This is a genomic window from Psychrobacter sp., from assembly GCF_018260395.1.
Classification (GTDB): Bacteria; Pseudomonadota; Gammaproteobacteria; order Pseudomonadales; family Moraxellaceae; genus Psychrobacter.
On record NZ_JAGLBC010000036.1, the window covers coordinates 1 to 20,505 of the forward strand.

Here is a 20,505-nt window from a genome sequence, read left to right on the forward strand (position 1 = left end):
TTAATAAATACCTTTAAATTAATAGGGGTGATTAAGTTACATTATCAATTCTTGAATGCAATGATTTATAATAATTATGGAATATCTATTTGATTTCTGCTATTTTTCGATAAACTTATCATCCTTTTACTTAATAAATACATGACATTATATAAAGTTAGCTATTCAAATTTTAACCACAAAATCCATAAACTTAGTAGTTACTTATTACGTTATTTACCATACTCTGGCCAGTCAGATTTCTCAATAAGGTCAATTAAACGGCCAAAGTCGGCTTGGTTAAGAGTGAATAAAGCTGTCTGGATTTTGGCAACTTTGGCTACGATAAGTCTACCTGCTTATGCTTGTCAGGTGCCCAAAAGCTATTATACAAATGTTTTTTGCACGGCAAGTAGTGACTACTTTTTGGCTTTAAAAGACTCAGCTCAGCCAGTTGCTTTAATTGATAAAAAAGGCAGGCGAGTTGCTGATTTAATGCGATATAACAATATCGATGTAAGTAAACTTAAAGAAGGCCTGGTTCCAGTTCAGCGCTTAGGCAGAGTAGGTTATATCGATGTTACAGGTCGAGAAGTGATACCTGCCATCTATGACATTATCTCTGGCGATAACCAAACCAAAGGATGGTCGCGTGCGGTTAGTAACAATCGTATCGTGGTAAAAAAAGGAGGTAGTTTTGGTGTTATTGATACTAAAAATCGAATCATAATTCCATTCTCAGCCGACAATTTAAGTATCAGTGACTTTAGGGGTGACTCAACCAGTATTAACACTCGTAATGGCCCAAAGTGGGTTGATATAAATGGCAGACCTACTGCCAATCCACTACAAGTTATTCCAAGTCGCAAATCTACTATGACCGCTTTAGGATCTAATAGTACGTCTTCAACTAGCAAACCTGCAGCAAAAACAGCCCCTGTTATTCAAAGTACTAGTACCCCTTCAACTTCAGCACCTGTAGCATCTAGTCCTAAAAGCAATAGCGAAATATGGCAGCCTGAACAACGTGATGGCAAATGGGGCTTTGTGAATCGTGGTGACGTACCAATGATTAAATTCTTATTTGAGCAGGTTACCCCTTTTTCTGAAGGGCTAGCTGGAGTCCGTATGGAGAATAAATGGGGCTTTGTAAACTTAGCAGGTGAGCTAGTAATTCCTTTTAATTATGAAGAGTCAAAGGTTAGCCGACAAAGCAGTACTAATTATAAAGGTGTACAACCGTTTCAATTTACTAACGGTAAGGCATGGGTAGCCAATAATGCTAATGGGGATCAGATTTGTATTGATATCAAAGGCAGCTATGTGAGTTGCTCGTAGCTATAACTTAGGCGCTTTAGATAATAATATCTAAACAAAAAACAGCCCTCAGAGGGCTGTTTTTTTAGTTAAAAAAATAGCAACTGTTTTAATTATTTGGACGCATCATATTTGGCTTCTAAAGCCAAAGCGCGTTGATAGCTATCAATACCAGATAAGCTATCGGCATAAGTTTTAATATGCATATAGTCGTCTAGAAGACCACGTTGTGCAAGCATGATCAAATCAAACGACAGCATAAAGTCAGCACCGGTTAACTTATCCCCAACGATATAGGTTTTTTCTTTAAGCTCATTGTTCAAGTAGCTAAGAAGGTTATGCTTCTCTTTGGCAATGTAGCCTGTTAAAAACTCATTGTCATTCACGCCTGCAGACTGAGTAAATAGTTCGAGCAATAACGGCACCATAAGCGAGCTTTCTGAGAAGTCCATCCACTGTAAATAGCGTGCGTAATCTTTACTATCTAATGCAGGGCGTAACCGTTCAGGCGCAAAGCGTTCTATCAAAACTTGCGTAATGGCACCAGATTCAGCAATGACTAGATCATCAAGCTCGATAACCGGAGATTTACCCAGTGGGTGAATTTTCTTTAAGCTCTCAGGTGCAAGGTGAGTCTTAGCATCACGCTGATAGCTAATAACTTCATAAGGCTGTCCTAACTCTTCAAGTAGCCATAACGTACGTAGGGAACGAGACTGGTTAAGATGATGTAATTTAATCATATAGTACTCTTATGCTTGTAGACGTTGAATAAGCTTTTTGGCAGCTTCTTCTGAAGAAGCTGGGTTTTGACCAGTAATCAATAGACCATCTTCTACCACATATGATTGCCAATCTGAGCCTTTTTCATAGTGACCACCATTTTCTTTAAGCGCATCTTCTAATAAAAAAGGTACAACATCGCTTAAGCCAACCGCTTCTTCTTCAGTATTACTAAAGCCGGTTACTCTCTTGTCTTTAACCAAATAATCACCGTTTACTTTAACGTTCTTTAACGCAGCTGGGGCATGGCACACAAATGCCACTGGTTTTTGTGATAGGACAAAGTCCTCTATTAGAGATATAGATTTTTCGTCAATTGCTAAATCCCATAATGGGCCATGGCCGCCTGGATAAAATACTGCATCATAATCATCGCTATTGATGTCCGCAAGCTTAAGAGTATTCGCCAAATGCTGCTCAGCAGCAGGATCGTTTTTAAATCGATCAGTAAACTCAGTTTGGGCATCTGGAGTATCGCTACTTGGATCAAGTGGAGGCTGTCCGCCTGTTGGTGAGGCCAATGTAATCTCAGCCCCTGCATCTTTAAAGGCGTAATAGGGTGCAGCAAATTCTTCGAGCCAAAAACCGGTTTTTTTGCCGGTATCAGCTAGACGGTCATGCGATGTTAATACCATTAAGATTTTCATGATAAATCCTTTATATGTAGATTATTAAGTTGATAGTGCAGTGATTTATTAGGCTAGTTATTGGTTACTTTATCTCTTAAAATAAAAATAAGACAAAAAAATATTAATCATAAAATTTTAAAATAAATAAAAAAAATAGGTAAACTATTCAGGATCAGCAATCTTAACCACTGTTTTACCAAAGTTATTACCATCTAACATGTCAATAAACCCTTGCGGAGCGTTTTGTAAACCGTCAACAATATGCTCTTTGGTTCTTACCTTACCTTCTGATACCAATTTACCCATGGTTTGTAAGAAATCTGGAAAATGATCGCCATACTCTTCAAAGATAATAAAGCCTTTAACAGTTAGACGCTGCCTTAGAATAGTGCCCATTAGCAAACTTAAGCGATCTTTACCCTCTGGCAAGTCAGTTTGATTATAGTGAGCAGCAAGGCCACATACTGGTATGCGTGCATGAGCATTTAATAATGGCAATACAGCATCAAAAACTCGGCCACCTACGTTTTCATAATAGATATCGATACCATCAGGACAGGCTGATTTTAGCTGTTCATCGAAATCGTCTGCATAATGATTGATACATTTGTCAAAACCGAGCTCTTCAACTGCAAATTTACATTTGTCTTCACCACCTGCAACACCGATAACTTTTAGACCATGAAGTTTACCCACTTGACCAACTGTAGCGCCAACAGGACCTGTAGCAGCGCCCACAACTAAAGTTTCACCCTCCTTTGGATTACCAATATCAGTTAAGCCCATATAACCGGTAAAACCTGGCATTCCTAAAACACCTAGACCATAAGAGGGCTCCTTCATATCTTTAGTTAGCTTATAAACGCCTTCGCCATTACTAACGCTATAATCTTGCCAGCCGCAATAAGCGACGACTATGTCACCTTTGTTAAACCCTTCGATGTTTGAGGTCACTACTTGTGAAACTGTAGCGCCTAACATTACATCGCCCACTTTAAGCGGATCAGCATAACTTTTGGCATCGCTCATACGACCACGCATATATGGGTCTAGAGATAAATAAAGCGTGCGTAATAACATCTCATTATCACCAGCACTAGGAACATCGCTCGTTGTCAATTCAAAGTTATCATCGGTAGGTTTGCCATTAGGGCGGCTAGCAAGTTTTATTTGACGATTAATATGTTGAGATTGTTGATTATCAAAGCTCATTAAAGTCATCCTTTTATAGTAGTTATATAATTTTTATCTTGGCTATGCGCTAGCGGCAGCACGTTGTAAAATACGACGTGATACTTCCAAGTCATTAGATTTATGCTCACCCAATGCTACCATGCCGTGCTCTTTAAGTTGATTGATAATAGGATCAATAGCTGACTCATCTAACTTAGCATCATCGAAATTGATAGGTAGTTCTAAAGTTCTAAAGAAGCCTTCGGTGTTGGCAATAGCAATTTCAATAACTTCATCATCAGTAAGCTGGTTGTCGTCATTGATAATGTTCCATACGTTACGAGCGTATTGAAGTAGCTTATCTTTTTTACTGTCTTTAAGTTCACGCATTACAGATGGTAATACAATAGTTAAAGTACGAGCATGGTCAATACCGTGTAATGAAGTTAACTCATGGCCAATCATATGAGTCGTCCAGTCTTGGGGGACACCTGCTCCAATTAGGCCATTTAATGCCATAGTAGCCGTCCACATGATATTTTTACGAATTTCTAAATCTTCTGGGTTTTGCTTAACCGCTAAGCCTTCAGTAATAAGAGTCTTCAATAAGCTTTCGGCAAAAGCATCTTGAACCTTAGCGTTCACGGGATAAGTCAGATATTGCTCCATAACATGCACAAAAGCATCTGCAACGCCATTCATTACTTGACGCTCTGGCAAGGTTAATGTTTTGGTTGGATCAAGGATTGAGAATTTTGGATAAACCAATGGGTTACCAAAGGGGAGTTTGGCATGACGTTCACTATAATTAATAACACCACCTGAATTCATTTCAGAACCGGTAGCTGGAATGGTCAATACAGCGCCTAAGTCGATTGCTGACTTGATATTTCTACAAAAGCTGGTTAAGGCTTCCCAAGCTTTGTCACGAGACACACTACCATCTTCATTTTGCAACGAAGATACCAATGAGACAAATTTACTGCCATCAATTACAGAACCGCCACCCACAGCCAATATAAAATTGATATTATTTTCATTAACCATATCGGCAGCTTTCATAAGCGTCGTAAATTCGGGATTAGGCTCAATGCCGCCAAATTCAAATATTTCACGCTGACCGCTATTGTCTAACGTAGCTTTTACTTCATCTAAAGTACCAGTACGTTTCGCCGAGCCACCGCCATAAGTGATCAATACTCTAGCATTAGTGGGTACCAAGTCAGCAAGTTGTTTTATTTGACCTTCACCAAAAACAATGCGTACAGGATTATAATATTGAAAGTTATTCATGGTTATCCTTATATTATATTTAGCAATATGATTTTTAGAGATCTAAGTATTAAAACGTTTAAATTCTAAGTCTTTAGAACTATAAAAAAACTTATGCGGCAATTATATATATTGATTAGACCGGTCGTCTAGTAATTTTACAAAACTTCATAATGTTATTTTAATTTAAAAATAATACATAAAATTTGGTTTGACATAAATTAGAATAAAAGCTATCAATAATAAACTATTCAAGAATTTATGACCGATTCGATAGCTAAAGACAATGGTAGGTAATATATTTTTTATAAAATGAAGCTATAACTCAATTGATTCACACCCTAATTCAGTAGCAGTCATTTGCCAAACTTCAGCCAAGGGAATATTACTGCAACTGGTTTTTGCAATAAGACTGGCACCTAACCAAGCGTAATACCAACGTTTCGCAATACTTTCTGCGCTAATATCGGCTGTGTGAGGAATTGAATTATCAGACCAACCCGCATTAACTTGATGTGTAATCCAATCAATGGTCTGTTGATAGCCGCCTTCTAAAGCTTCTCTCATGGTCACAGAAATATCGGATACCTCAGCGCTAAGTTTAACTACCAAACATTTCTCATGATCGCATTCATTTTGCTGAGTGTTATACCAAAATTGAAAGTAGTTACATAGCTTTTGTTGTGCAGTTAGGTTTTGATCTGATATCTCTTCTAATCGATGTTTATAATGCTCAAAGTAGCTTTCAATAATGGTTTCACCAAATGCTTCTTTGGATGCGAAGTAATGATAAAATGAGCCTTTAGGAACACCAGCAGTCTCTAAAATCTGTTTAATACCTACAGCGGTAAACCCTTTTTTTGCTAAAAGTTGATATCCGGTAGCAATCAAATGGGACTTAGTGTCATTAGGAGAATACTTAAAAAAATTACTATTGTTTGGGGTGACTGGCTTTTTATCTTCTGAATTAATTTCTAAGTTATCTTCTAAATTTGAAGTATTAAGAAGTGATGTGTGAGTATTTGAGTCAGTCATGATAGATCCATATTAGCTATTATTCATTTGCAAGCTAATATTATACTCATAAATATTATAAATTATAAACATTGTTGATAAAGTTACTTAGGTACATGTAATTTATAACCAACACCTATCTCGGTTAAAAAGTATTTGGGCCTAGAGGGCTCATCCTCCAACTTTTGACGTAAATTTGACATAAATATACGGACATAATGCTCTTGATGACAGTGGTTCTTTCCCCATACTTCATTAAGAAGCTGTTGATGAGTCATAACCTTTTCAGCATTCTTAATTAGTATTGTCAACATTCGATATTCGATTGGGGTAAGGTGAACCAGCATATCGTCTTTAGTTACTTGTCTTAATTCTAAATTTATCTTGATATTGCCCAAATTTAATTCAGATGAGGAGTCTGCATTAACTGGCCAGCGGCGCATATGAGCGTTTATTCTGGCTATAAGTTCACCCATACTAAATGGCTTTGTAAGATAATCATCCGCTCCTAAATTGAGTGCTTTAATTTTGTCTTGTTCATCACTACGGGCAGATAGCACTAAAATAGGAATTGAGGACCAAGCTCTTAAATCTGAAATCACATCAAAGCCATTCCCATCAGGTAAACCTAAATCTAAGATTAATAAATCAGGACGCCGGGTAGCAGCATCTATTAATCCGGTCTTTGATAGATGAGCCACATGAACTTGATAGCCTTCTTGTTCTAAAGAAGTTTTGATGAATCTTGCTATATGCACTTCGTCTTCAATTATTAAGATCGATTTCATAAAAAAGCTTTTACTCAAGTGGATAGTGTCAATTTTAATTAGGAATCAAAATCTTCAAATTCGCTATTAAATTTGTCAATTAATAATTTCTGATCTGGTATGGATTCCCATGGTAACAATATTTCAAATTGAGCACCATGAGGATGAATATTTCTTGCAGTCAAAGTGCCGCCCAAATGATTTACCAGATCTCTACTTAAAGCAAGACCTAAACCCAAACCTATTGTGGTGCTTTCAGATGCACCGCGAGTAAAACGTTCAAAGATAAGATTTTCTTTACCATCAGGTATGCCATTACCATTATCAGTAACTGTAAGTTGATACCAACGACTATTATCTGACTGTATGATTTGTGCTTCTATTTTAATGATAGCATCATCTGGAGTGTAATTTATTGCGTTACTTAATAAATTATTTAAGATACGGGACAATATTAATTCATCTGTAAATATAAAGGCCACTTGACTAGGAATATCAATTTTTAGTTGTCGATGCCCTAGATAAGGTTCTATCTGACGAATGTTACTACCTAGGATTTCCTCTAAGCTAACGCACTGTTTATTAAGTGGCATTGCTCCTGACTGAAGCGAAACATAGTCTAAAATATTTACTACCAAACGCTGAATAACATTGGCCTGCCGTTCAATATCATAAGCCAATTGTTTTTGTTCATCGACTGATAAATTCTGAGAGTGAAGTGAGGCAGCCAAACTTGATAATACAGTAATAGGAGTACGAATATCATGTGATAAAGCCGATAGTAGTGAACTTCGCAAGCGTTCAGACTCAGCTTTAACTAAGGCATTTTGAGCAACTTTAGCATAATACACCCTGTCAAGGGCAAGGTTGATTTGTGCAATTGCTAGATCTAAGGTGCGCTGTTGTTCTGGCTGATTAAAATGATCGATATCTTCAGGCAATAAGGCTATGACACCATGTACCTGATCAGATATTGATAGAGCTCGATAATGCATTGGGTTTGCCGAGAGTGTATTGGTTGCAAGACCTGCGTTTTCGTTATTATTATAAACCCAGCGTGCAATACTCTTATCAAATTCCGAGGGGATATTTGAATCTGAAATTACCTTAAGGCTGCCTTCGTTATTAGGCATTAATATCACAGTTTTACTGGCTATATGCTGAGTTACCCATAGTGAGAACTGATTGACTATTTCATTGATTTTACGAGCTGCGCTTAAACTTTGAGCAAGATATCTCATTGAAATAGCTTGTTGTTCACGCTTTCTTGCGGTTTGGGCTTGAAAGCGTAACCCAACGGCTAAGTTATTTATGATTAAAGAGACTAACATCATTACCGTAAAAGTAATTAAGTATTGAACATCACTGACATTAAACGATAATTTTGGCTCAACAAAAAATAAATCGAAACTTAACACACTTATTAAAGCGGTAAATATGCCAGGCGAACGACCAAAGCGTACCGAAATAAACACGATGATAAGTAGATAAAGCATTACCACATTAGCTAGGTCAAACCATCTCGTTAAAGGTATAAGACCAATAGTGACAAGCATACAGCCAAAGAGGGCTATTATATAACCAAATAAATTGTCTTTTGAAAACAAAGTATCGATATTAGATGAGGGTAATTGTAGAAGTTGGGTCTGCTTAGTTTTTGCTTTTAATTGATTGACTAGTATTAAATCTAGATTTTTATCTTGTTTGGAGATTTGTTTAATAAGGGTGTTGGTATAATAATTAAGTCGTGACTGGCTAATGCCGACAATGATTCTTCCAATATTAAATTGATGAGCATAACTAACTAAACCTTCAGCCACAGTTGTCGCACTAATGATTTCTGTTTTTGCACCAAGACTACCTGCTAAGCGTAAAGCTTCTAGAACACTATGCCTATGTTTTGATTTTTTAAATGTGTTTCGAGGGGTTTCTACATAGACGACATACCATTGACTATGTAAACTGCTTGCTAGTCTGGCTGCATGACGTATGAGTCGCTCATTATTAGATCGAATGCTGATACCCACCAATAACTGATCAGTGGTATTCCAAATTGACGAAATACGTGAACGAGCACGATAGTCATGCATATTAGCATCAACGATATCGGCAGTTCGACGTAATGCCAACTCGCGCAATGCTATTAGATTACCCTTACGAAAGAAATTATTAATGGCATGTTTGGCTTGGCTTGGAATATAAACTTTACCTTCTTTTAGTCGAGTTAATAACTCATCCGCCGTTAAGTCAACTAGTACCACCTCTGTAGCTTGATCAAAAAACCAATCAGGAATAGTCTCTTGAACTGCAATCCCAGTTATTTGGTTAACCACATCATTTAAGCTTTCTAAATGCTGCACATTTAATGTGGTATAGACATTAATACCCGCTTTTAATAACTCTTCGACATCTTGCCAGCGTTTAGGGTGTCTAGAACCAGGTACGTTACTATGTGCAAGCTCATCTACTAACAAAATATCAGGATGACGACTTAATGCAGTGTCAATATCGAACTCTTCAAGGGATTGACCTCGATATTCAATTTGACGTAAAGGCAGAATCGGCAATCCTTCTAATAAAGCTGAAGTTTCACTTCTTCCATGAGTTTCGACAATACCGACCAGTATGTTTAACCCATTTGACTGGTCACGATGTGCCGCAGAAAGCATGTCATAAGTCTTGCCCACTCCAGCAGACGACCCAAAGAAAATCTTTAACTTACCTCTATTAAGCACGTTTTCTTCTTGCTTAATTTGTTTAAGAAGATCTTCAGGATTGGGTCGTGTGTGATTCATATTTTAAACTCATATTATTAGGGTTTAGAATTTTGAGTCTGAGCAAGCTTATCTAAGGCTAGATTGACACCTAACACATTCACTCGTGGTTCACCAAATAGACTTAATTGACGGCCCTCTGTATTAGCATTAATAATCTGTTGCACTTGCTCAGTGCTTATGCCACGCGCCCGAGCAATTCTATTAATTTGCCATTCGGCAGCTGCTGGCGAGATTTGTGGATCTAAGCCGCTTGCTGATGAGGTTACTAAATCTTGAGGAATAGGTTTTGTGTTGCCAGGATCTGAAGCTTTTAGTTTCTCAACTTGTGCTTCAACGTTTTTAACCAATTCGGGATTTAAAGGACCTAAGTTACTACCTGAAGATTGAGCGGCATCATAGCCTTTACCAGCGGCAGAAGGTCGCGGCCATAAATATTGATCTTGATCAAATGATTGACCAATCAAGTTTGAGCCAACAAGCTTTCCTTCTTTTTCAATCATGCTACCGTTAGCTTTATCATTTAATACTGTTTGACCAATACCTGTAATGAAAAGTGGATAGCATAAACCCAATATCAATGATAAAACTAAAAATAATAATATAGCAGGTTTAAGCATTGGCATATTTACAGTTTGATGATTGCCATCTTCAAGCGAAGCGTTCTGTAAGTTCGTTTCAATATCAGGCTCAAAGCTGTTATTTGTAGATGTCTTAGTATTATGCAATGTGTTCATAGTTATCTATCCTATTGTTGATTATCTCAAACGGTAGTTAAACCAAATGCAGTATATTGATAATCATATCTATAACTTTGATACCCATGAATGGAAGTATTAAACCTCCTAATCCATAGATTAATAGATTTCGTCGTAATAGCTTAATAGCTGAGTCTGGTCGATATGTTACGCCACGCAAAGCTAGAGGAATTAAAAATACTATAATTAAAGCATTAAAGACTATGGCAGATAAAATGGCGCTTTTTGGGCTTCCCAAATGCATAATATCTAATACAACCAATCCTGGATAAGTACTAGCAAATGCTGCAGGGATAATCGCAAAGTATTTAGCTATATCATTTGATAAACTAAAAGTGGTTAAGGCTCCTCGCGTCATCAACATTTGCTTACCAGTTTGAACCACTTCGATTAACTTGGTCGGATTTGAATCCAAGTCAACCATATTCGCCGCCTCTTTAGCCGCTTGAGTACCACTATTCATGGCTACAGCTACATCTGCTTGCGCAAGGGCAGGGGCGTCATTGGTACCATCTCCTGTCATGGCCACAAGCTTGCCTTGACGCTGGTAACTTCGTATTCTTTCAAGCTTTTGCTCAGGCGTTGCTTCTGCTATAAAGTCATCTACACCAGCTTCAGTAGCAATAGCAGCTGCAGTCAAAGGGTTATCCCCTGTAATCATTACCGTGGTAATACCCATTTTTCGTAAGTCGGCAAAGCGTTCTTTGATACCTGATTTCACCATATCTTTTAGTTCAATCACTCCAAGTAGGTTAGCACCATCGGCCACCAATAGCGGTGTACTACCTCTACGTGCCACTTCTTCAACTTGATTTTCAATATTATTAGGTAATGTACCACCTTGAGTTTTAACCCAATTTACAATGGCATCATAAGCCCCTTTTCGAATCTGACGATTGTCAATATCTACACCACTCATACGGGTCTGAGCAGTAAACTCAATTGAATCGAAAGGTTTCGATTTCCATATATTTTCATCCAATGCGTACTTGCTTTGAGCCAATTTAACAATACTACGACCTTCAGGGGTTTCATCAACTAAAGAGCTGATTAAAGCCACTTCTGCAAGTTCAGACTCAGATACCCCCTGAGCTGGCACAAATTGTGAGGCTTGACGGTTACCGTAAGTGATGGTGCCGGTTTTATCCAATAATAATACATCCACATCCCCTGCGGCCTCTAAAGCACGACCAGATGTAGCAATAACATTGGCTTTCATCATGCGGTTCATACCAGCGACCCCAATGGCGGATAATAGACCGCCAATCGTGGTAGGTATTAAACAAACTAGTAAGGCCACTAAAACTACTATTGAGATTGGCTCACCTGTAGATGATGACATCACTGCATACTTTGAAAAAGGTAGCAAAGTGACACAGACTACTAAAAATATAAGAGTTAAAGCCACCAATAAGATAGTTAAGGCGATCTCGTTCGGAGTTTTGGTGCGTTTAGCGCCTTCAACTAACGAAATCATACGATCCAAAAAGCCTTGTCCTGGTGCTTGTGTGATTCGTATAACTAACCAGTCCGATAGCACTCTGGTGCCCCCTGTTACTGCATTAAAATCTCCACCGCTTTCACGAATAACAGGGGCAGATTCTCCAGTAATAGCAGACTCATCTACCGATGCTAGACCCTCTACTACTTCACCGTCAGCGGGTATAATTTCACCTGCTTCTACCAGTACTATATCGTCCTTATTCAATTGCGTCGCTTGAACCAAAGTGGCTTTAGAGTGACGATCTGATGAGTCAAGCTTACGAGCTTGTACATCTTGGCGGGCTTGTTTCAAACTTGCAGCTTGAGCTTCGCTTCGTCCTTCTGCCAAAGCTTCAGCAAAGTTTGCAAACAATAGCGTAAACCACAGCCAAAAGACGATATATACCGTAAAGGGAACACCTTGTTCGCCTTTTATAAGCATATTAATGGCTAAAATAGTAGTCATTATTGAGCCAACATACACCACAAACATGACTGGGTTGCGCCACTGTATTCTTGGATCAAGTTTTAAAAAAGTCTCTTTTAGAGCAGGCTTCATAAGTGCCGCATCTAACATACCTTGTGCAGGTTTTTGCGACAAACCTGAGTCGTTATTATCAGGCTGAGGCTGCATATTATTCATTTTGTTGGAATCAGATAACGTACTCATTATTTGTGTTCCTTATATAATCATAAAATGTGATCAATTAATTACCTAACATCCAAAGCTGTTCAATAATTGGTCCTAGAGCCAAAGCTGGCACAAACGTTAATGCCCCAATTAATAAAACAGTTCCTGCTAGGAGTCCCACAAACAAAGGTGTGGTGGTTGGCAATGTGCCACTATTAACCGAAAGTCTTGGCTTCTGAGCTAAAGATCCTGCTAAGGCTAAAACAGGGATTATTACCCCAAAGCGTCCAATTAACATAGAAATGCCTAGCATAAGGTTATAAAACACAGAATTTGCACCTAAGCCTGCAAATGCAGAACCATTATTGTTAGCAGCAGAACTAAAGGCATATAAAACTTCGCTAAAACCATGAGCCCCAGGATTAAAGAGACCTTCTTGACCCACACCAGTTATAACGCTGACAGCGGTACCCATAAGCACAGTAATAGGCGCAATCAATAGACCTAATACCACCATTTTCATCTCAAAAGGTTCAATCTTTTTACCTAGATATTCTGGCGTACGACCAATCATTAAACCTGAGATAAATACGGCTAAAACGGCAAATAACAACATGCCATACAAGCCTGCACCCACACCCCCAAATACCACCTCGCCTAACTGCATCTGAAGCATAGTGACAAGGCCACCAAGAGGGGTAAATGAATCATGCATTGCATTTACTGCACCGCAAGAAGCAGCTGTAGTAATGGTTGCAAATAAAGATGATGCTACAATACCGAAACGTACTTCTTTACCTTCCATATTGCCACTAGTTGCTACGTCAGTGAGTCCTTGGGCTTGAGAAGCCAACCAAGGATTGCCGGCAAGCTCATTGCTAACAACAACATAATACATACCTATAAATAACAAGGTCATCGTCGCTAATATAGTGACACCTTGCTTGATGTTACCGCTTAATTTACCCAAGCTGAAACATAGTGCAGTAGGAATTAAGAATATAGATAGCATTTCGATAAAATTAGAAACAGGAGTAGGGTTTTCAAAGGGATGCGCTGAGTTGGTGTTAAAAAAGCCACCACCATTAGTACCAAGCATTTTAATGGCTTCTTGAGAGGCCACAGGACCTAAAGCAATACGCTGTGTTCCACCTTGTAGAGTTTGAACATCGACATAGGCTGATAGCGTTTGAATTACGCCTTGGCTCATTAGCATTAAAGCGATAATGATAGAGATTGGTAGTAAAATATAAATATTACATCGCCACAAGTCTATCCAAGCATTGCCTAAATGAGGGCTTTTTTTGAAGACCAATCCGCGTATTAAAGCAAATGCCACAGCAATACCTGTTGCAGCAGATAAGAAGTTCTGTAATGACAATCCCATCATCTGAGTAAGATAGCTCATAGTGCTCTCACCACCATAAGCTTGCCAGTTGGTATTGGTCATAAAGCTTATAGCTGTGTTAAGCGCTAAATCCCAATTAACCGCTGACATATTTTCAGGATTGAATGGAAGGTTGCCTTGAGCCAATTGCAATCCAAACAGTGCAATAAGCCCTATAAGGTTAAACAATACAATAGCTATGGTGTATTGTTTCCAATTCATGCCAATAACTTGTTTGCCTGATTGGTCATGACCAATCATACCTAGGGCATTAAAGATGCGTAGTTCGGTATTGGATACCGGACTTTGCATAACGCGGACCATATAGACAGATAAAAAATAACCTAAAATAAATAGGGTTACCAGAAATATGACGAGTTGTATAAAGGCATATAGTGTCATTAAAATGCCTCCGGTTTAAATAGGACGTAAAGTAAATATACGAATAAACAAAAAGCTAAAAATCCAGCGAGAAATTCCATAACCTTCACCTAAACTTAATAATTAAGCTCAGAATTAGACTGATTTACACACAGTCAATGCCCAATTTTGAGCGACTCAGTAGATTTTAAATTAAATTTTAAATACACTTATCTTGCTTAGCTTAATTCAAATTGCTATCAATATATCTAAAGTTTTACTGAATCTTTCTTAGCTGTAATATTATGAAGATAAAGATATAAAAGTGCTGTCAAATTAGATAATGAAGATATAAAGAAAATATAAAGATGATGAGAGAAGGTGATAAGGACAAGTGAGAGGATTGATGTTTTATAAGTTTAGCTGTAAGTATAACTTACCAAATTTAGTCTATATGCTTTATGATTTATGAATAATTGTTAAAGGTTCTAAGCTAAATTATTCATTATGGAACGTTCTAAATTTGCCTACATCCCGCCCCACTAATCACACTACAACCGCCTGAAATTTTTTCAACCTTAATTTGAGTTAATATTCGCTCTTTTAAACTTTGTACATGCGAAATCACCCCAATCAATTTACCCTCAGCTTGCAGGTTGGTCAAAGTATCAAGGGCAATATCAAGCGAATCCTCATCAAGTGTGCCAAACCCTTCATCCAAAAATAAAGAATCAACGCTCATATTTAGACTTGCCATTTTGGACAATCCAAGCGCCAATGCCAGACTAATAATAAACCCTTCACCGCCCGACAAATTTTTGGTACTGCGAATCTCGCCACCTTGATAGTCATCAATGACATTTAGCTCTAGTGGATTCTCTTCATCACGGGTAAGCAGGTAACGGTCACTCATCTTTTTAAGCTGAGTATTGGCGTTACTGACCATGATTTGAAAAGTTAAACCTTGCGCAAAGGTGCGATATTTTTTACCATCTGCTGAGCCAATGAGCTCTCGTAAATTACGCCAAACTGCAAATGATTGTTGTTGAGATTTAATCGCCTCAAGTTGTGCCTGTTGGTTGGCTTTATTGGCTTCATTGTCTTTCAGTTTTTGTTCAAGCGCACCAATTTGTTTATTAAGCTCTGATATCTCAAACTCTATTGCTGACAGTTTGGTCGTAAGTGTAGCTTTAACGGTTTCATTATCTTCATAGTCTTCACCATGCTCAACTAATGGATTAGCCAGTTTTTCTGCCAATTGATTACTGGTATCCTCAAGTTTGTGTTGGGCGATTTTCAAATAACTATCCATCTGTTGTTGTTGTTTAGCTAATGCCTCACGAGTCTCACGCTCCAACATGGCATCTTTAAACTCACTTTCATCGGCAAAATCATTGTCTTTTAACAATCCATCAAATACAGTATGTTGCTGGTCTAACTTTTCACTGGTTTCTTCTATTACTTTATCCAGTTTTAATCCTTGTTGCTTAAGTTGTTCGATACGCTGTTGGTTATTAATAAATGATTCTCTCACCTTAGATAGCGCTAGTCTGGCATTATCCATTGCCAAACGTAGGTGTTTATCAATGGCGTCTATATCTGCAACTTCATAAGCAGGAGCTTCTTCGTTGCTGGCTTTATCCTCAACATTAACATCAATATCAATATCAACATCCTCAAAACTGGGCACCTTAATATTAAGCTCACTTTCGATCTTCTGATAGTGTGTTTGTCTAGTGTTCAGTAATGACTGTAGATTGGTTTGCGACTCTTTAATAGCAGTTGATAAAGCATTCCGTTCACTTTGCAACTGATCAAGCTGACTCTCTAAGCCTTTAATCTTAGTAACTAAATTACTAATCTCGCTATTCAACGATTGGCTAAGTTCTCGTTGTTGGTCATAGTCCTTTTGTAGTTGTTGCATCCCTCTACAATAGTTGCGTAGAGTGTCTATATACGTTTCAGACTCAGGTATGGTTAGAACCTGTTTATTGGTTATAGAGTCACTGAATTTATTAAGCTCTGTATCTAGGGTCGTCCATTTATTCTGATCATCACCTTTATAGTGAATAGCTAAATTCTGGATAGACTGAACCAAGCTCTCAATCTCAACAAAATTACTCTCGATATAAGCTTCATTACTGGCAACTTGTTGTTTACTCAGTTTAATCTCTGTTTCGATATCATTTATTTCTTGCAAAGCAGAGTGGGCGTTATCTTGCAGAGCTTTAAGTGCCATTTCGCTTTGGCTAATGTCGTGCATTAAACTATCATTATCATCGAGCACCGTGTTTAGCGAGTCCTTTTGCGATGCTAATTCCTGTATAACGCTTTGCAATAATGATATTAAGTCATCGGCTGTCGACTTTGCATTTATTAGCGCTTCGTTAGAGATATCACTAGTAGGTTTATCAAAATCAGGATTATTGAAATGAGCTTCCAAAGTCTTTTGCGAGTCATTGAGTTTCGTCACTAATGAATAGTTATTAAAACTCTCTACAAGCTTAGGGCTAACGTTATTTAGTAGTTGTTTTAAGGTCGCTATCTGTGATGCACTATCAACGGCTAATTTTGATGCTTGAGCTAACTGATCACTTAACTGCTTTTGATAACCGTTCAGCTCATTTTTCGAAGTTGCCAAATTAATCTTATCTTCAGCAATAAGCTTCTCAACATCCTTAATCTCAATCGATAATTCACCTATACGGTTTCTAAGTTCCTTAATGGGTGAGAGCTTCAAACCATCTTGTGACGTATTCTCTAACAACGGATGATTGCTCGCATAAGGATGCTCAAGCGACCCACATAGTGGGCAAGGCTCATCGTCTTGCAACAGGTGGATAAAGTCTTCAAGCTTTGCAACTTGTTGTAATAGCTCTAAATTGGTTTTCTTATCCTCATGCTCGGTATTTAGCCTAACAAACGTCAGTTCATTCTCCTTAATACGGTGCTGAAACTTATTAATCTTAGCCTGATTATCAGGTAGTAAGGCCATTAACGCTTGAACTTGAGCAGTAACCTCACCGATCTGCCCAAATTGCGCACGCATATCACTAAGCTGTTGACAGCTTTGGTCAATATGGCTTTGTTGATGACGTAGCGATTGAAGAGTTTGCCCCTGCAATAAGTTACGATGTTGCGCCTTTAACGAGTCAACCTCTTGTTTTTTACGTTCAATTTGAGCATCCGCTTGATGTTGGCTACTCTTGAGCGTTTTAAGTTTCTGCGATAACTGAGCCAAGTTACTTAACGCCTGACTTCTATTTAACGCCTTATCCGCATTATTGCTTAACAAGCTTTTAATTTGCTTCCCAAGCTGATGAAATGACTCAATATGGCTGACAAGTTGCTCATGATGCGAGCGAGGAGCAAGATAATCGATTGCTTTATCCAGCTGAGTCTGCAATTGCGCTTGCTCAATGTTAGACGTCTTTAAAGAAGCGTTTAACCCATCAATATTGGTGGTTAATGTTTTATGTCGAGTTTGTTGGTCATGCAGATGCTGTTGAAACTGTAAGATTTGACCATTTAGCTCCCGTATCTCAGAAATTTCAGGTTGCGCTTTTTCATACTGATCCGATGCCGTTTGTTCGGTTGATATGGCATGGTCTAAATCCACTTTATTTTGGCTAAACTGACCTTCAGCCTCAGTAAGATCCTGCTTACATTGATTCTGGTCTGATTTTACGCTTTCCAATTGCTGAAGATATGTCACCAGTTGATTAAAGTCATTGCTAATTTCAAGCGCCTTATTCGCCTTATCCAAACGCTCGGCATCAGTCCTAAATGCTAACTTCGCCTGCTCGGCATTCTGCACATCTTGCTGATACTGATTTTGCTTACCTTGCAAATCCGCAACCGCATCCAGCCACTTAATTTGTGCCTCAAACCCTGCCTGTGTGGCTTTCTTACTATCTTGCTCACCACTAAAAGTGTCAATCATCTCTCGGTACTCTGCTTCGGTATCAGCATCCAACAGCGACAAACTATTTGCTACTGCTTGCATCCGCTCAAGCTCTTCCTTTTCAATACGAAACTTCTCATGCACGTTTTTTGAGATATCGGCATAAATTTCAGTACCGGTAATCTTCTCCAAAATATCAGCACGTTCATCTGCTTTTGCTTTTAAGAATGCTGAAAAACTGCCCTGTGCTAGTAAAATAGAGCGGGTAAACTGCGAAAAATCCATCGATGTCAGTTCAATAATTTTCTTTTTAGTCAGCGACGATTTTTCCTCTAATACTTTATCGCCCGCACTCGGATTATCAATATTTACCTCGGCGATCTCATGCGTTGCACTTTGCAAATTCCCATCAGACTTGCCATACGCTCGGCGTTGACCCCAACGGCATCGGTATTGCGCCCCGTTCAACTCAATCACCACTTCGGCATAACATTCACCCGTTAGCCGTGTCATCACATCATTGGTTGAGGTAATCTCACCAAGGCGAGGGGTCGCCCCATACAGCGCCAAACAAATGGCGTCCAAAATCGTAGTCTTACCCGCACCCGTGTGCCCCGTAATGGCAAAAATCCCTTCATTCACAAACGCCGTATCGCTAAAATCGATATGCCATTCGCCTTTAAGTGAGTTTAAGTTTTTGAGTCGTAGTTCGATTAAGCGCATGATGTCATCTTAGAATTAATATTAGAAATAAGAAGTTGAAAGGGTGCTTTGAAGTTAATCAGGATTGGTAGCTCATCTCGCTTTACGTTCCTATCTTGTCAACTAAGAGGATATCCTTTCAGAAAACCCCCCTATAAGGGATTTTCTCTTGCGAACCTAAAATTGCAGTGCCTAGTATTATAAGAGGTTTTAACGGTTCTCAAATCGAGGCTAAATCGCACCTTTGATGCAAAGTTAGTTTATCAAATAAAATAATGTATAAATTTCAATTTAAAAAAGTAGGTAAACTAGTAGGTTGACGTAAAGTAATAAAACTTATTTTAAATAATTATTTAGTATCATAATTTAACGAAACGTTCGAACTAATTATATCAATTTAGCTTTTACATTATAGCTTTTAGTAGAATCTTTAGAAATTTGGGATTTTGACGGCAATATGAGCATTGAGTCTTTGAATGAAAAACAAGCTTTAAAAGCCTGTATCGACGATACTATAGCTTTTAAAAATATGTACATGCAAATTCATAGCTTACCTGAAGTAGGTCTACTGCTTAATGGTTTTATGACTGAAATAGGAATGTTTACAATTGAAAGCTATGATGTAATTACAAGAATAAATCCCGAAATGAAACAATTGTTCGATAATGATGCAATAGATAAACTAAGACTAAGTCGTCATCGAGCTAAGTTATTTGACTCAAAAAAAGACTTCAATGAAGTCTTATCTATCTTAAAAACCATTGATGAAAACGAAATCAAAAGGTATAAAGAGCTTAATTCTAATAATATAGGTTCGATACTTCCTTTCCTAATTGATGATATGGGTATTACCCAATTTAATGGTAGATTTATTACAACTACTCATTCAACCATTTATGACTTTGGACCAAATTTTAAACTTGATGAAAAGTATGCATTTGAATTAGGGCAAAGTATTGGTGTTTATCTTCAGACTGTTATAAATAAATTTGATGTTAATGAAGATATCGAGTTAACAAAATATAAATCAAATATTCGTCAATATGAAACAAAGGATATAAAAAGTAAAAAACTATATTCAAGTATTAATTTTCAGAATAGTAATAAAAATTTCGCACCTGCTTTATCATTACTATTGGTACGGCTTAATTATACAAGATACATTACTTCGCAGTTTTTCCAAGAAGGAAGTTTATGTCTATTAAGATTAAGGTTTGTAAATGTATATCATACTTTAAGCTCTTTAAGAAAAATACAATCTTTAATTATGCAAAATGATCCAAATTCTACAGAAAAAAACTTTTTCAAATCTATATTTGCTTGCAATGATGTTAAGTGGCTCCTAAGCCAAGGACAACTTCGAAATTTTTTAACCCATTATTTTGTAGATAGTAAACAATTAAGAAAGATGCCTATAAATTTTACTCGGGTAGAGGCTATAGAAATTCTAAGTGGAGGTATTAAATGTAGTGATATAGATGCAAGACTAATTAGTACTATTGATATTGTTACTAATAAAATTGAAGGAATATTCAGTCTCAAGGCGGATATGTCTTGGTTAGGTAGAAATAAA

At 37.8% G+C, this 20,505-nt stretch carries 14 protein-coding genes; 2 read left to right on the plus strand and 12 right to left on the minus strand.

Translation table 11 applies throughout. The annotated features are described in order from the left end of the window. Positions 1-285 precede the first annotated feature (285 nt). Entirely contained in the window at positions 286-1,317 is a 1,032-nt protein-coding gene (locus tag QZ265_RS04540) for a WG repeat-containing protein (RefSeq protein ID WP_296403826.1), read from the plus strand. Positions 1,318-1,409: 92 nt separating this feature from the next. Here QZ265_RS04540 and QZ265_RS04545 read toward each other — a convergent pair whose 3' ends face one another. The 12 genes from QZ265_RS04545 to QZ265_RS04595 all read right to left on the minus strand — a co-directional run bounded on the left by QZ265_RS04545 (position 1,410) and on the right by QZ265_RS04595 (position 18,953). After that, positions 1,410-2,039, minus strand: a complete 630-nt coding sequence (locus QZ265_RS04545; RefSeq protein WP_296403828.1) for a glutathione S-transferase family protein — start codon at positions 2,037-2,039, stop codon at positions 1,410-1,412. A gap of 9 nt (positions 2,040-2,048) precedes the next feature. After that, positions 2,049-2,726: a type 1 glutamine amidotransferase domain-containing protein gene (locus QZ265_RS04550; RefSeq protein ID WP_296403829.1), complete on the minus strand. Its 678-nt coding sequence runs from the start codon at positions 2,724-2,726 to the stop codon at positions 2,049-2,051. A 144-nt stretch (positions 2,727-2,870) separates the two neighbouring features. Beyond that, positions 2,871-3,920, minus strand: coding sequence for an NADP-dependent oxidoreductase (locus QZ265_RS04555; RefSeq protein ID WP_296403831.1), 1,050 nt, complete (start codon positions 3,918-3,920; stop codon positions 2,871-2,873). A 42-nt stretch (positions 3,921-3,962) separates the two neighbouring features. Continuing rightward, on the minus strand, positions 3,963-5,174 hold the full coding sequence (locus QZ265_RS04560) for an iron-containing alcohol dehydrogenase (RefSeq protein ID WP_296403833.1): 1,212 nt from the start codon (positions 5,172-5,174) through the stop codon (positions 3,963-3,965). A gap of 297 nt (positions 5,175-5,471) precedes the next feature. Next, positions 5,472-6,188 (minus strand): TetR/AcrR family transcriptional regulator, encoded by a 717-nt coding sequence (locus QZ265_RS04565; RefSeq protein WP_296403835.1) that lies wholly within the window; start codon positions 6,186-6,188, stop codon positions 5,472-5,474. 83 nt (positions 6,189-6,271) lie between these two features. Then, positions 6,272-6,955: a response regulator gene (locus QZ265_RS04570; protein ID WP_296403837.1), complete on the minus strand. Its 684-nt coding sequence runs from the start codon at positions 6,953-6,955 to the stop codon at positions 6,272-6,274. Between the two features lie 38 nt (positions 6,956-6,993). Continuing rightward, positions 6,994-9,729, minus strand: a complete 2,736-nt coding sequence (locus QZ265_RS04575) for a DUF4118 domain-containing protein (protein ID WP_296403839.1) — start codon at positions 9,727-9,729, stop codon at positions 6,994-6,996. Positions 9,730-9,746: 17 nt separating this feature from the next. Beyond that, positions 9,747-10,445 (minus strand): potassium-transporting ATPase subunit KdpC, encoded by a 699-nt coding sequence (gene kdpC, locus QZ265_RS04580; RefSeq protein ID WP_296403841.1) that lies wholly within the window; start codon positions 10,443-10,445, stop codon positions 9,747-9,749. A gap of 37 nt (positions 10,446-10,482) precedes the next feature. Next, a complete protein-coding gene (kdpB, locus tag QZ265_RS04585) occupies positions 10,483-12,525 on the minus strand; it encodes a potassium-transporting ATPase subunit KdpB (RefSeq protein ID WP_296403849.1) in 2,043 nt (680 codons plus the stop codon). A 130-nt stretch (positions 12,526-12,655) separates the two neighbouring features. Continuing rightward, a complete protein-coding gene (kdpA, locus tag QZ265_RS04590) occupies positions 12,656-14,368 on the minus strand; it encodes a potassium-transporting ATPase subunit KdpA (RefSeq protein ID WP_296403843.1) in 1,713 nt (570 codons plus the stop codon). Further along, complete coding sequence (kdpF, locus tag QZ265_RS10935; protein ID WP_366513651.1) at positions 14,368-14,448, minus strand: K(+)-transporting ATPase subunit F; 81 nt, start codon at positions 14,446-14,448, stop codon at positions 14,368-14,370. The genes kdpA and kdpF overlap by 1 nt, the downstream gene beginning before the upstream one ends. 395 nt (positions 14,449-14,843) lie before the next feature. Next, the gene (locus QZ265_RS04595) at positions 14,844-18,953 is read right to left on the minus strand and encodes an AAA family ATPase (protein WP_296403846.1); all 4,110 of its coding nucleotides are present in this window, start codon (positions 18,951-18,953) and stop codon (positions 14,844-14,846) included. 436 nt (positions 18,954-19,389) lie between these two features. Between QZ265_RS04595 and QZ265_RS04600 the strand changes: the two genes are divergently transcribed. Then, positions 19,390-20,505: hypothetical protein (locus tag QZ265_RS04600; RefSeq protein ID WP_296403847.1), on the plus strand; the 1,116-nt coding region annotated here is incomplete at its 3' end.

Excerpts from the sequence above, each read along its gene's own strand:
- kdpB (WP_296403849.1), bottom strand. The coding sequence starts at position 12,525 with ATGTTAGATGCGGCACTTATGAAGCCTGCTCTAAAAGAGACTTTTTTA.
- QZ265_RS04575 (WP_296403839.1), bottom strand. The coding sequence starts at position 9,729 with ATGAATCACACACGACCCAATCCTGAAGATCTTCTTAAACAAATTAAG.
- QZ265_RS04565 (WP_296403835.1), bottom strand. The coding sequence starts at position 6,188 with ATGACTGACTCAAATACTCACACATCACTTCTTAATACTTCAAATTTA.
- QZ265_RS04550 (WP_296403829.1), bottom strand. The coding sequence starts at position 2,726 with ATGAAAATCTTAATGGTATTAACATCGCATGACCGTCTAGCTGATACC.
- kdpF (WP_366513651.1), bottom strand. The coding sequence starts at position 14,448 with ATGGAATTTCTCGCTGGATTTTTAGCTTTTTGTTTATTCGTATATTTA.
- QZ265_RS04595 (WP_296403846.1), bottom strand. The coding sequence starts at position 18,953 with ATGCGCTTAATCGAACTACGACTCAAAAACTTAAACTCACTTAAAGGC.
- QZ265_RS04555 (WP_296403831.1), bottom strand. The coding sequence starts at position 3,920 with ATGAGCTTTGATAATCAACAATCTCAACATATTAATCGTCAAATAAAA.
- QZ265_RS04545 (WP_296403828.1), bottom strand. The coding sequence starts at position 2,039 with ATGATTAAATTACATCATCTTAACCAGTCTCGTTCCCTACGTACGTTA.
- QZ265_RS04560 (WP_296403833.1), bottom strand. The coding sequence starts at position 5,174 with ATGAATAACTTTCAATATTATAATCCTGTACGCATTGTTTTTGGTGAA.
- QZ265_RS04570 (WP_296403837.1), bottom strand. The coding sequence starts at position 6,955 with ATGAAATCGATCTTAATAATTGAAGACGAAGTGCATATAGCAAGATTC.
- kdpC (WP_296403841.1), bottom strand. The coding sequence starts at position 10,445 with ATGAACACATTGCATAATACTAAGACATCTACAAATAACAGCTTTGAG.
- kdpA (WP_296403843.1), bottom strand. The coding sequence starts at position 14,368 with ATGACACTATATGCCTTTATACAACTCGTCATATTTCTGGTAACCCTA.